9 protein-coding genes are annotated in these 13,871 nt (G+C 54.4%); all 9 read left to right on the top strand.

All coding sequences use genetic code 11. The features are described 5' to 3' along the window. The first annotated feature begins 1 nt into the window (after nucleotide 1). The 9 genes from GJJ30_RS10405 (at nucleotide 2) to GJJ30_RS10445 (ending at nucleotide 13,821) form a co-directional block, all read left to right on the top strand. Nucleotides 2-553: a hypothetical protein gene (locus GJJ30_RS10405; RefSeq protein WP_310588227.1), complete on the top strand. Its 552-nt coding sequence runs from the start codon at nucleotides 2-4 to the stop codon at nucleotides 551-553. A 359-nt stretch (nucleotides 554-912) separates the two neighbouring features. Further along, on the top strand, nucleotides 913-1,815 hold the full coding sequence (locus GJJ30_RS10410) for a hypothetical protein (RefSeq protein WP_154175084.1): 903 nt from the start codon (nucleotides 913-915) through the stop codon (nucleotides 1,813-1,815). Nucleotides 1,816-1,877: 62 nt separating this feature from the next. Beyond that, on the top strand, nucleotides 1,878-3,425 hold the full coding sequence (locus GJJ30_RS10415) for a vanadium-dependent haloperoxidase (RefSeq protein ID WP_154175085.1): 1,548 nt from the start codon (nucleotides 1,878-1,880) through the stop codon (nucleotides 3,423-3,425). Between the two features lie 9 nt (nucleotides 3,426-3,434). Then, the gene (locus tag GJJ30_RS10420) at nucleotides 3,435-5,651 is read left to right on the top strand and encodes a TonB-dependent receptor family protein (RefSeq protein WP_154175086.1); all 2,217 of its coding nucleotides are present in this window, start codon (nucleotides 3,435-3,437) and stop codon (nucleotides 5,649-5,651) included. Nucleotides 5,652-5,692: 41 nt separating this feature from the next. Continuing rightward, nucleotides 5,693-6,745 (top strand): cobalamin-independent methionine synthase II family protein, encoded by a 1,053-nt coding sequence (locus tag GJJ30_RS10425; RefSeq protein ID WP_154175087.1) that lies wholly within the window; start codon nucleotides 5,693-5,695, stop codon nucleotides 6,743-6,745. Between the two features lie 50 nt (nucleotides 6,746-6,795). Next, entirely contained in the window at nucleotides 6,796-7,356 is a 561-nt protein-coding gene (locus GJJ30_RS10430; protein ID WP_154175088.1) for a carboxymuconolactone decarboxylase family protein, read from the top strand. Nucleotides 7,357-7,492: 136 nt separating this feature from the next. Then, nucleotides 7,493-9,751, top strand: coding sequence for a CRTAC1 family protein (locus GJJ30_RS10435; RefSeq protein WP_205880553.1), 2,259 nt, complete (start codon nucleotides 7,493-7,495; stop codon nucleotides 9,749-9,751). A 7-nt stretch (nucleotides 9,752-9,758) separates the two neighbouring features. Next, nucleotides 9,759-12,557: a TonB-dependent receptor gene (locus GJJ30_RS10440; RefSeq protein ID WP_154175089.1), complete on the top strand. Its 2,799-nt coding sequence runs from the start codon at nucleotides 9,759-9,761 to the stop codon at nucleotides 12,555-12,557. Between the two features lies 1 nt (nucleotide 12,558). Next, nucleotides 12,559-13,821 carry an MFS transporter gene (locus tag GJJ30_RS10445; RefSeq protein ID WP_154175090.1) on the top strand — a complete coding sequence of 421 codons (1,263 nt, stop codon included), beginning with the start codon at nucleotides 12,559-12,561 and terminating at the stop codon, nucleotides 13,819-13,821. The last annotated feature ends 50 nt before the right edge of the window (nucleotides 13,822-13,871 follow it).

Here is a 13,871-nt window from a genome sequence, read left to right on the forward strand (position 1 = left end):
TGTGAAACGGTTTATCTCGTTCGGTTTATTCGTCGTTTTGCTTTACCACATGCTGGGGCATCTGTTGGTGCTGTTCAGCGTGCAGTGGCAGGAACAACACGAATTATCGGAGCGATTAACGGTTTATTCGTCTGTCGATCACATCGTTGAGTTTCAGATACCGCTCCAGAAACACCCGAACGAAGCCATTCTGACGCAACAAAAACCGGAGGGTTTCAAATACCGGGGCAGTTATTATGAAATTGTCAAACTGGACGTAACGGGCGACACGCTGCACATTTCCGGCTACGTTAACAAAACCAAATCGTTTTTTCAGCGGGATTTGCTTTCGTTCGTGAAAGAGCAATTTGCCACCGGCACTTCCGAAACCGCCAAAAAAGCAAGCAACCTCCTTAAATTATTTCTGAAGGATTATTCTCCCATTAGCCGCGCCCGCATCTGGTTCTTTCTGTACGACTGGACCGAGAAAGCCGCGCGAATTCCTTCCTTTACCTCTTATCTTTCGAGCCGGAGCTTACCGGTTTTTTCTCCGCCACCGGAGTCTCTTTCCTGATATCCAACTGACGTAATTGGCTGATTACCTGCGATTCGTGAAGGATAGCAGTTCAGTACTGTACGCGGTTGCGTTCATCATCCATTTCTTTCCAATTTATTTGAGTCAAGCCAGCAGGTGTTGATGCTGAACGGAGCGCCGACTCCGGGGTAAATCTTCAACTGCGGTTATTGACCTCAGGAACGGTTTTTCGTCAGACCAGCTTTCAGGTCGTGCGGGAAATCCAGTCTATCAATCAGATGGATCGGATTTCGGTAAAAACATATCCAGCTTTCGCCGGAGTGCGCAGCACGCTTACCTGATTCGCTGATCGATTGACAATGAGCTGTCTTTCCGACACGTATCCACTTTTTTATGCAATGAAAAATTTTATCAAATTACTGGTTATCAGTGCCGTATTACTAACGGGCGAGGTGAAAGCACAAATGCCGCACGATGCCATTTACATGGGAAAAGGTCAGATTTGCGTGGCCACGATGTATGGCCGCAGCACCTGGACGGAGTACTGGGAAAATTCGCTCAAACGTTCAAATTCCAACATCGGAACACACACCACGCAGAATGTGATGGTGATGCCCGCAATTGGTATTGCCAAAGGCCTCAACGTGATCCTGAGTCTGCCTTATGTCTGGACCCAAACCAGCGCCGGGAATTTGCTCGGCCAGAAAGGCTTTCAGGATCTGTCGGGCTGGCTGAAATACCGGGTTTTGAACACCCACGGTTTTTCGGTTCATGCCGTGGTGGGGGGCTCGGTGCCGGTTGGCAACTACGTTCCGGATTTTCTGCCCATGTCCATCGGTTTGCAGTGCCGGACGGTTTCCGGCCGCCTGATCGCCAATTACAAACATCCCCAAACCGGTATTTATGTCAACGCCCACGGCACGTATTCGTGGCGTAGCAACATCAAGGTGGACCGGGATGCCTATCAGGCCGACGACCGGGTTTACAACTCCCACGAAGTGAGCGTGCCAAATGCGTATGACATGGGTTTGCGCCTGGGCGTTTTGCGGAAAGGCTGGCAGGCTGAATTGTGGGCCGAACGGACGTCCTGCACCCACGGCGACTACATTCGCCGGCACGACATGCCGTTCCCGACCAACAACATGCAGGCTACGACGGTGGGTGTTTACGGTAAATTCCAGCCGAAACAAATTGGCGTGAATGCGCGCGTTGGCTACGTGACCGACGGACGGAATGTTGGACAGAGTACAAACCTGATGGTGGGCGTGCTGTACCAGTTCAAACTGTGGAAAAACCAGTAATGGGTTAGCCGGGCCAGATCAGAAATGGCCGGTTTTTGACCCTCGTTAACAAAAGTAATCGCATGAAAAAGTATATTGATTGTATAAAGACAGTAGGTATTGGATTGGGATTGGTAGCTGTTCTGGCTGCCTGTGACAAAACGATTGACGAACCGCAACGCAGTGCTTACGCGCCCGCTTCGGCCGATGAAAAAGCAGGTACCTGGAAAACGTACCTGCTGACGTCTTCCTCCGAAATCCCGGTGGCCGAGCCGAAAGCGGTTTCTTCGCCCGAATACATCGCGGAACTGGCCAGCCTGAAACAGAAATCGGCCAGCCTGACGAAGGAGCAGCGGGAAACCGTGACGTACTGGGGCACCGGAGCCGTGTATCGCTGGAACGAAATTGCCCGCGAGTTGGCGGCCCGTTACAACATTCCACCGGCCTACAATGCCGAGGGAAAGTATCCGGTGCCCGACGCGGCCAATCCGCTGGCTGATCCGAAATTTCCGTTTGCCAATCCGCCTTATGCGTCCCGTGCGCTGGCTTACCTGAGCGTGGCGCAGTATGACGCGCTGGTGGCTGCCTGGAACTACAAGTACAAGTTCAACCGCGCGGCTCCTTCCAAAACCGACGCCACGATCACCGTTTCCTTACCGGTTTCCACGATTCCGACCTACCCGTCGGAAGATGCCGTGGTTGCCGCGGCTTCGGTGACGATTCTGAAGGCGATGTTTCCCGGCGAGGTTCCTTTTCTGGAAGCTAAACTGAAGGAACACCGGGAAAGCCGTTTGTTGGCCGGAATGAACGTGGAAAGCGATCTGGTAGCGGGGGTGGACCTGGGTAATGCCGTGGCTGCCAAAGTAATGGCCCGCGCAAAAACCGATGGTATGGCGGCTGCCAACAACCAGGCGTTAACGGCTGGAATGATTGAAAACGCTAAAGCGCGGGGGCTTCGGGAAGCCTGGGTGAGCCAGGAAACACCGCTTCGCCCGCCGATGCTGCCGAACTACGGAGCCGTTATGACCTGGAACTTCGACAAGGCAACGGTCGTTGCGCTGCGCGCCGTGCCACCACCGGCACTCGACAGCCCGGATTTCAAGAGGGACCTGGAGGAGTTGCAGAACATCCAGAAAAACCAGACCCGGGAACAGGCACGGATTGCCAATTACTGGGCCGATGGTGCCGGGAGCTACACGCCCCCCGGCCATTGGCACCGGACGGCGGCTAACGTGAGCTACGAAGCCAGACACAGCGAAGTTCGGATGGCGCGTACGCTGGCCCTGCTGGGAACCGCCGAGATGGATGCCGCCATTGTTTGCTGGGACACGAAGTATTACTACTACTATCCGCGTCCGCAGCAGTTCAAGGTGAAAACCTCGGTTGGTTTGCCCAACTTTCCGTCTTACACGTCCGGACACTCGACATTTTCGGCGGCTGCGGCAACGGTTTTGGGCTACATCTTCCCGGATCAGGCTGAAACATTTAACAAACAGGCCCAGGAAGCATCCGTGTCGCGGATCTACGGTTTGATTCACTATCGCTTTGATTGTACGGAAGGTTTGAAAGCAGGCACCGAAGTCGGTAAATACGCCATTGCACGGGGTAAAGCCGACGGTTCGGGCTTTTAATCAAACAGTATGATGGTCGATAAAAAAGGCTTAATTACGTTAAGCCTGTCTACCGGTTTGGTATTGAGTTCGTTAGTGCCCGGTTTTGCCCAGTCGCAAACGCGGAAAGCACCGGCCGATTCCGTCCGAACCCGGATGCTTCAGGAAGTGAACGTGACCGGTATGCGGGAAGGACTGACCCAGTCGCTGCCCGACATTCAGGGAACATACCTGTTGGGTGGCAAACGGAGTGAAGTCATTCGGCTGACCGAAGTCGACGCCAACATCGCGGAGAAAAATGCCCGGCAGGTGTTCGCCCGAATTCCGGGGCTGTTTGTTTACGACATGGACGGAACCGGCAACCAGATGAACGTCGCCACGCGGGGTCTCGATCCGCACCGGTCCTGGGAGTATAACATTCGCCAGAACGGTATTCTGACCAATTCGGACATGTACGGCTATCCGGCCAGCCATTATTCGGCTCCAATGGAAAGCATCGAGCGGGTTGAAATGGTGCGCGGAACGGCTTCGCTGCAATACGGGGCGCAGTTTGGCGGTATGCTGAACTACGTGACAAAATCGGGCGACACGACGCGTCGCTTTGGTTTTGAGACCATCAATTCGGTGGGTTCCTACGGTTTGCGGAGCACCTACAACGCCATCGGCGGACGGGTTGGCAAATTGACTTACTACGGCTATTACTACCGGCGGCATTCGGACGGTTACCGCGACAACGCGACCTCCAACGCCCAGGCGCAGTTTGTCAGTTTGCAATATCAGGCTACGAATCGGTTGAAAATCAGCGCGGAATTGGGCCGTTCGGAATACACATTTCGCATTCCGGGGCCGCTGACCGAAGAGATGTTTGCCCAGAATCCGCGTCAGGCAACGCGCAGTCGGAATTATTTCAATCCCGATATCTACGTGCCTTCGCTGAAACTGGACTGGCAAATCACCGACCGGACCCGGCTGATGGGACTCGCGTCGGCGGTTTTGGGTGCCCGCAACAGCGTCATGTTCGATGCGCTGGCCAACGTGCCCGACACCCTGATCAAAGCAACCGGATTGCCCAGAAACCGGCAGGTCGATATCGACAAGTTTCATAGCTATACGTCTGAACTGCGTCTGCTGCATTCCTACCACCTTGGGAATGTGTCGGCAACCGGCGTGGTGGGTGTTCAGATGATGAACAACGACCTCAACCGGCGGCAACTGGGCAAAGGCACGACGGGCTCGGATTTCGATTTGTCGATTACCGGACCGTTTACCCGCGATCTGCATTTTTACACCAGCAACCTGGCGGTTTTTGCGGAAAGCCAGTTTCACCTGACGCAGAAGCTGACCGTGTCGCCCGGTATTCGGGTCGAAAGCGGATTGACCAAGCTTCGGGGAACCATCAGTTACTACGATCCGCTGAATCTGCCGAACGACATCGACCACCGGTTTGCGCTGCTCGGCGTCAACGCCCAATACCGCGTCAACCCGGAACTGAAGTTCTACGGCGGCTGGTCACAAGCCTATCGCCCGGTGATTTTCAAGGACATCATTCCGACCTCGGTGTATGAGCAGGTGGACAAAAACCTGAAGGATGCGACCGGTTTTAACGCCGAAGTGGGAATGGACGGATACTGGAACGCGCTGCACGTTAACCTGACGGCTTTTTATCTGCCGTACAAAAACCGCCTGGGAAGCCTGATTCTGAACAATGCCGATGGCCAGAGCACCGTATTCCGCACGAACGTAGGCGACAGCCGCACGAAAGGAGTTGAAACCCTGATCGAGGCCCAGTTTATCCGGACCAACCAGTTTGCCCTGACCGGCTTTACATCCACCGCCTATGTCGACGCCCGGTATACCAACGCCCGCGTTTCGACCGGCACGGATAACAAAACCATCAATGGCAACCAGGTCGAATCGGCTCCGCGCTGGACCAGCCGCAACGGATTGACGGCCCGTTACCGAACCTTTAGTCTGACGGCCCAATTTAGCTACGTAAGCAAAACCTACTCCGACGCCCTGAATACACCGGTTGCCTTGCCAAATGGCTCAAAAGGTCCGGTTCCGGCCTACGGAATCTGGGATTTGAACGCGACGTGGCGCATTGGTCGGCACTTTACCCTGCGGGGAAGTGTCAATAATTTGCTGAATACCTCGTACTTCACCAAACGCCCGACATTCTATCCGGGTCCGGGAATCTGGCCGTCTGACGGTCGGTCCGGGGTGTTGACGCTGGGAATCAAGTTGTAAATCGCGTGCCGGAAATATCCGGTGCGATAGACCAGACTTTTATGAAGCTACAAACGGAATCCATAGGGAGTATACCCCGCCCCATTGAATTGATTCAGGCCATTCAGTCGGGAGTACCCGCTGAAGAACTGGACCTTTTATACGACAAAGCCGTTCGGCAGACCCTGCTGGAACTCGAAAACACGGGTTCGCCGGTGTTGACGGATGGCGAACAGACCAAATCCAGCTTTGCTACCTATCCCTTAAGCGGGGCCGATATGATTGTGCCGGGAGGTATGCGAATTGATTTTGCGGATGGCCATTTCCGGCAATTACCCTTGCTGAAAAAAACGCCGTTTCGTTTCGGCGAATTTGCCGGTAGCTACCTGGCAAAGGCGAAATCATGTACGGATATGCCATTGAAACAGGCAGTTATCTCCGCGTCGGCGCTGAGTTTAATCTATCCGGCCGACGGCATTGAAGGCTATTCGCAGCCCGAATTCATCAGCGACCTGATCGACGAAGCCGAAAAAGACATCCGCAGCTGCCTGGATAACGGTGCTACTAAGGTGCAGATCGACTTCACGGAAGGCCGGTTATCGCTGAAACTGGACCCGTCGGGTGGCGTTTTGCGTCATTTTATCGCCCTGAACAACCAGGTGCTTGCCCGGTTTTCGGAAGAAGAAAAAGCCCGGATCGGGGTTCACGTCTGCCCCGGTGGTGATCAGGATTCGACGCACAGTGCCGATGTCGATTACGCCGATCTGCTGGCCGAATTATTCAATCTGGATGTCCGGAATTTTTACCTCCAGCTGGCGAGTGAACCCGATCGGGGGAAGGTATTAAAAGCGATCAGGGAAAACCTGAAATCCAACCAGTTCGTGTTTGTCGGCGTGATTGACGTGCTGAATCCGGTGGTTGAAACGCCCGAAGAAGTACGCGACCGGGTGCTGGAAGCGGCCCAATACATTCCACTGGCGCAACTCGGAACTACCGACGATTGCGGTTTCTCGCCGTTTTCCGATGATGTTTCGACCAGCCGCGAAACCGCTTTTGCGAAAATAAAAGCGCGTGTTGAGGGGACAAGACTGGCGGAAGAACAACTCTTCGCGTAAGTCTTATTCCGCATCGGTTTTCTGTTTATCACCTTTTCGACCTTACCAAAATGCCCCATATACCCCTTCCTGAGCATTTGCCGGGAATCACCGGCCTGCTCGAGTATCGGCTCGACACGGCTTTACCCATCCGGGAATTGACGCAGATTTTGCTACGCGGAGAATCGACCCTGTCACCGGGTGAGCGCGAACTGATTGCGGCCCTGGTGTCGAATCGGAATCAGACCCGGTTTTGTACGGCAGCCCACACGAAAGCCGCCGACCTGCTGCTGGGCGAAAACGAAACCGCCTGGCACGTCAAGCAGGATTACGAAACCGCCCCGGTCAGCGAGAAGATGAAGGCTTTGCTGGCCATTGCGGCCCGTGCTCAAAACAGTGGCAAGGACGTAACGCCCGAAGCCGTCGAACGCGCCCGGCAGGCCGGAGCCACCGACCGGGAAATTCACGACACGGTTTTGATTACGGCGCTATTCTGTCTGTACAACAAGTACGTAGATGGCATGGCCACCGTGACCCCAACCGATCCGGCGTATTACCAGCGGCTGGGCGAGCGCATTGTGAACGGGTACTTGCGTCCGAAAGACGGTTTCCCAGTTCCGCAAAAATCGTAGCATCTTTTGTGATTTGAAACACCAGTCTTTGACAGAGGTCTGTCCGGACGGTTCGGAATTGCGGAGCCACGGGTCTGAAAAGCTGGTTTTTCACTGAGAATATATCCACATACGTCACAGGTTAACGCCTACTCAAATGATCCAGAAGAGTGTATATAACCGGTTTTTAGTTTTGACCCTCCTGATCGGGATGCTGGTTGGCTGCCAGCAGAAACCGTCGTCGCACGAGGAGATGATTAAGATTTTACAGGAGCTTTCCGTCAAATACAGCGATCCTGAAAATAGCTTCTGTCCGGAAGCGGTTTTGAACTACACCAATTCCCAGCTGAAAACCGTTACCGGCGAACAGCAGCGGATCATGTACAATTTCGCGAAATCGGATGCGTATCTGAAGCTGGGCGAGGAAGAGAAAGCCATTGAAATACTGGAAGATATCGTTCAGCACATCGATACGGGGAATACGCGGGGAACGCAACTGGTGATGACCGATCTCGCAATGGCGTACCTGCGCCTGGGTGAGCAGACCAATTGCGTTGGTCTGCATTCGGTGGAATCCTGCGTATTGCCGCTTCAGGGCGGGGGAATTCATACCATTCAGACCGGTTCGAAAAAAGCAATTGAACTGTACGAAACAATTCTGGAAAAATACCCTGATGATCTGGAATCGCGCTGGTTAGTGAACCTGGCTTACATGACTCTCGGTCAGTATCCGTCGAAAGTGCCAGCGAAGTGGTTTATTCCGAAAATGACCGACCTGACCCACCAGATTGCGCCGTTTCAGGACATTGCGCCGGGGCTCAAACTGAACACCAGCAACATGGCCGGTGGCGTCATCATCGAGGATTTTAATAACGACGGCTACCTGGATCTGGTGACTTCGGCCTGGGGGCTGAAAGATCCGATGCATTTTTTCAAAAACAACGGCGATGGCACGTACAGTGACCAGTCGGCGCAATCGGGTCTACACCGCATCACCGGCGGCCTGAACCTGACCCAGACGGATTACAACAACGACGGCCTGATCGATATTTTCGTATTGCGAGGGGCCTGGATGGGCAAATTTGGGGAACAACCCAATTCGCTGCTGAAAAACAACGGCGACGGCACGTTTACTGATGTAACCACCGTCAGCGGTCTGCTGTCTTTCCATCCCACCCAAACCGCTACCTGGAACGATTTTAACAACGACGGCTGGGTGGACGTATTCATCGGAAACGAAACGTCGGGTTCGATGATGTCTGTCGTGAAAACCCACCCCTGCGAACTGTACATCAACAACCACGACGGCACGTTCACGGAAATTGCGGAAAAAGCCGGATGCGCCATTGTCGGCTATGTCAAGGGAGTGACATCGGGGGATTACAACCACGACGGTCTGGCGGATTTATTTCTGTCAACGATGGACGGCAACCGGTATTTGCTAAAAAACCAGGGCATGATGGGTGGAATCGTGCATTTTGAAGATGTTTCTGATGAGGCCGGATTGCGGAAAGAAAACGGCAATTCGTTTACGACCTGGTTCTGGGACTACAACAACGACGGCTGGCTGGACATCTTCGTATGCGATTACACCTTCCACAAAGCCCTTTCCTTCTACGAAGCCGCCGAAGCCCTGCACAAACCGGAAGGTGCCAACGGAACGATCTATTTGTACCGCAACAACCAGGACGGCACATTTACCAACGTTGCAGCATCGGCCGATGTGCGGAAAACCGTCTTCTCGATGGGTGCCAATTTTGGCGACATCGACAACGATGGCTGGCTGGATATGTACCTGGGTTCGGGTAACCCCAGTTACAGGTCGCTGGTTCCCAATAAATTATTTAAAAATCTAGACGGTAAACAATTTGCCGATGTGACGGCTTCGGCCCGCGTCGGGAATGTTCAGAAGGGCCACGGCGTTTCCTTTGCCGATCTGGACAACGATGGGGATCAGGACATCTTCATTGAAATGGGTGGGGCCTACATTGGCGACATTTATCCCAATTCGTTATTCCTGAATCCGGGCCAGAATGCCAACAACTGGATTTGCCTCTCGCTCCAGGGCACCAGCACCAACCGGGCCGCCATTGGCAGCCGGGTCAGGGTGACCTTCCGGGAAAACGGCGTCCTGCGCAGCGTTTACCGCGATGTGAATTCGGGCGGAAGCTTTGGAGCCTCTCCGTTGCGCCGGGAAATCGGCATCGGGAAGGCGACCGTCATTGATGAAATCGAAGTTCAGTGGCAGGCCAACGGGAAAAAGCAGGTTTTCCGCAACATCAAACCCAACCAGTTTCTCCGGCTGACCGAAGGCAACGACCAGGTGGAGAAAATCAGTCTTAAAAAAATCGAATTCAAAGACGAAAAAGGGGTGCTTTGCCGGACCCCGCTAGCACTACTATCTCAAAAACCGTAACCAAATCATGTATCAAAAACCGTTTACGTTCTTATTCAGTCTTTGCCTTGCTTTATTCCTGAGTGGCGTGGCCGTCGCCCAGCAAACCCGCCTGTCGGGAACATTGACCGACGCCGACACGAAAGCCCCGCTGGCCGGTGCTACCGTCGTCCTGAAAGACCAGTTGTCGGGCACGGTGGCCGACGCCAACGGCAAATTTAGCCTGGCAACCAACCGACGGGGGCCGTGGACGCTGATCGTTACGATGGTTGGCTACGAAAGACAGGTCATTCCGGTGACCAACGCCGACCAGCCCGTTGCCGTTGCGCTGAAAGTCAGTACGCAGGTGTTGCAGGACGTCGTTGTGGCGGCTTCACGGGTGGAAGAAAACATCCTGAAAGCGCCCGTCAGCATCGAAAAAATGGACATTCGGGCCATTCGTGAAACGCCCTCGGCCAGTTTTTACGAGGGTATCAACAACCTCAAGGGCGTCGATATGGTCACCAGCGGGCTAACCTACAAGCAGATCAACACGCGCGGTTTTGCGAGCACGGGTAACAGCCGGTTTTTGCAACTGATCGACGGCATTGATAACCAGCCAGCCGGTTTTGGATTTTCGGTTGGAAACCAGTACGGTTTGTCGGACCTGGACGTCGAAAGCGTCGAACTGGTTCCGGGTGCGGCTTCGGCGCTGTATGGTCCGGCGGCTTTCAACGGTGCCTTGCTGATGCATTCCAAAGATCCGTTTCAGTATCAGGGATTGAGCGCCCAGGCCAAAGTCGGCGTCAACCACATTAACGATCCGAACACCGGCGCGGCACTCTACCACGATTACGCGCTGCGGTATGCGAAGGCTTTCAATAACAAACTGGCTTTCAAGTTGAATGTGTCGTACATGAAAGGGCTGGACTGGTTTGCGACTGATTACACGGATGTGGATGCCACCACCCCGACCGAACAAAAAGGGCGTAACAATCCGGCGTACAACGGACTGAACATTTACGGCGATGAGGTAAACCGCACAATCACCGGCATTGGCAAAGTGGCCCGCACCGGCTACGAAGAACGCGATTTGACCGATTATAACGTCTACAGCCTGAAGCTGAACGGCGCTTTGCACTACCGGATTACACCGAATCTGGAAGCGATCTATTCGTACAATTACGCCAAGGGAACGGCCAATTATACGGGCAGCAACCGGTTTTCGGTCAACGGTTTTTCGTTGCTGCAACACCGGATTGAGTTGCGGGGAGCCAATTATTTTGTTCGCTGGTATACCAATCAGGAAGACTCGCACGATTCATTCAACACCCGGTCGCTGGGTCAGCAAATCGACCGGACCTGGGTGCGCGACCTGAGCGGAAACGTTGTTCCGGCCAACCAGGCCGACGATATGTGGTTTACGCGGTACACGACGGCTTATCAGGGGAAAGCATCGGGTATAACGGCGGCCAACCACGCAGCCGCCCGCGCGTTTGCCGATCAGGGACGGTATTTGCCCGGTTCGGCAGAATTTAACCGCGAGAAAGCACGGCTGGAAGGGATTCAGGGCCTGGCCGGTGCCGGTATTCTGAGCCAGACCAAAATGCACCATACCGATGCCCAGTACAATTTCTCATCGGCGCTGGAAAAGGCGGGTTTGTCGAAAACCGAAGTGCTCGCCGGGGGGAATTTTCGCCAGTACAGCCTGTTCACGAACGGAACCCTGTTCGATGACAAAGGTGGACGGATTCTGTACTATGAATACGGGGCGTTTTTGCAGGCGAGTCAGCGACTTTTGGCCGACAAACTGAAACTGACGGTTTCGGGGCGGTACGACAAGAACCAGAATTTTGCCGGTTATTTTACCCCGCGCGCGTCGATCGTCTTCTCGCCCACGGAAGCGCATAATTTCCGGGCGTCGTTTCAGACCGGTTTTCGTAACCCGACGCCGAGCGACCAGTTTATCAAACTCAATGTCGGCCCGATCACCATCCTGGGTGGGGCACCTTCCAACAGCGCGGGCATGAACGTTTACGAAAATTCGATCAACTCACCGACGGTGGGCGGTTTTGTAAACGGTTTTCTGGCCGATATGCAGTCGGGCAAAACGCCCCAGGAGGCCGTTGGAAATAATAAGGATAAATTACAGAAATCGAATGTCGCTTACATCAAACCGGAAAAAGTGCAAAGTTTCGAGGTGGGCTACCGGGGCCTGATCAACAACCGGCTGGCGGTTGATGCGAATTATTACTTCGGAGAATACCAGAATTTTATTCTGAATCAGGTCGTTATCCGGCCCGACAGCCCGGTTTTGGGCAGCGACGGAAAAATCAACCCCGCAGCCGCGCAGGACATTCTGAACTCTAAATACCAGGTTTTTCAGCTCTATACCAACGCGTCGGACAAGGTGTCGGCACAGGGTGCCACGCTGGGATTGACCTATTTCGTGCCGGGCGGTTACACGATCGGCGGCAACGGAACCTGGTCGGACTTTAATCTGAAAGGTGCCAATCCGAACAATATTCCGTCGTTCAACACGCCCCGGTACAAAACGAATGTGACGGTCGGTAATCGGAACATCGCCAAAAACCTCGGCTTCAACGTGGCCTGGCACTGGCAGGATGCCTTTGATTGGGTCGGTTCGTTCAATGAACTTCGTCCGGGCCGGATTCAGGCCTACAGCCTGCTCGATGCACAGGTAACCTACCGGGTGCCGTCGCTGAAAACCGCCGTAAAACTGGGAGCCAGTAACCTGACGAACCAATATGTCGTGCAGGCGTATGGCTCGCCGGCTGTGGGCGGCTTGTACTATGTATCATTGACCTTCGACCAAGGCATGCGCTAACATGGAAACGATTCAAGTCCCAACTGCCCAGCCCACAGTGGCTTACCGAAGCCTGGTATTCACGCTTTGTATGCTGGTATATATTTTCAGCGGAACGGTTTCGACGCTGATGTCGACATACCTGCCGGTGGTCGTTCGCGATTTGCTCGGTCAGGCCGACAAAGCCGAACTCGACCGGGTCAGTGCCTATATCGGGGCAACGTTCCTGTACGGCTGGATGCTGGGCGGGATGAGTTTCGGCTATTTCGGTGACCGGCTGGGGCGCGTGCGTTCGCTGGTCGGCGCGGTCATTTTATACGGTGGTTGCACGCTGCTGACGGCTTTTGCGCCCAACTGGATCACGGTCGTCCTGTTGCGGTTTGCCGTTGGTTTCGGCATTGGCGGGGTGCTGGTCCTGACCACCGTTATCGTGGCCGAAATCTGGCCGGAACGTAACCGTCCGGTTGCGCTGGGGATTCTGGCCGTCGCGTTTCCGGTGGGCATTATGCTGTCCGGTTTGGTCAACAATCTGCTGCCGGACTGGCGGCAGGCGTTCTGGATTGGCGGACTTCCGCTGTTGGTGGGGCTGCTGATTGCCAGTCTGATGCAGGAACCCGAAGGCTGGAAGCAGGTGAACCGGCAAGCGGCATCGGCAGACATCAGTCTGTTCGATCCGCACTACCGGCGGTCGTTGTGGCTGGGTTCACTGGCGTTCGGCTCCATGCTGGTGGGCTTATGGGCGGTTTTTTCCTGGGTGCCGACCTGGGTGCAGAGTCTGGTGATCGGCGATGCGCAGAAAGCACGCGGTTTGTCGATGATGCTGATGGGGAGCGGGGGCGTAATCGGGGGAATCCTGTCCGGCTTTGTTGTCAAAGCCATTGGTCACCGCCGAACGATGTTGTTCGTGTTTGCCGCTTGTTTCGTGATGGTGGCGGTGGTGTTCAAAACCAATTCGGTTCTGACGCCCCTCGTGTATGTTGAAATCGCCCTGCTGGCGCTGCTGTTCGGCATGAGTCAGGGCACGATGTCGGCGTATTTGCCCGACTTATTCCCAACCCAGCTTAGAGGACGCGCTACCGGTTTCTGTTTCAACATCGGACGATTGGTTACGGCAACGGCGGTTTTTTTCATTGGCACCCTGGTCACGGCGCTGGGCGGGTATGGCTCCGCGATATTTGCCTTTTCCGGCACCTTCGTTATCGGCTTCATCGCCATCTGGATTGGGAACGCCCTGACAGCGCCGGGCCGTCGTACGGTCGAAGACCCTGTCAGCGGCTTGAAATAGTTAATATTTTTTAATTAAGAAACCGTTTTAGCCGCTGACAGGGTCTTCGA

Source organism: Larkinella terrae, assembly GCF_009668025.1.
Taxonomy (GTDB): Bacteria; Bacteroidota; Bacteroidia; order Cytophagales; family Spirosomataceae; genus Larkinella; species Larkinella terrae.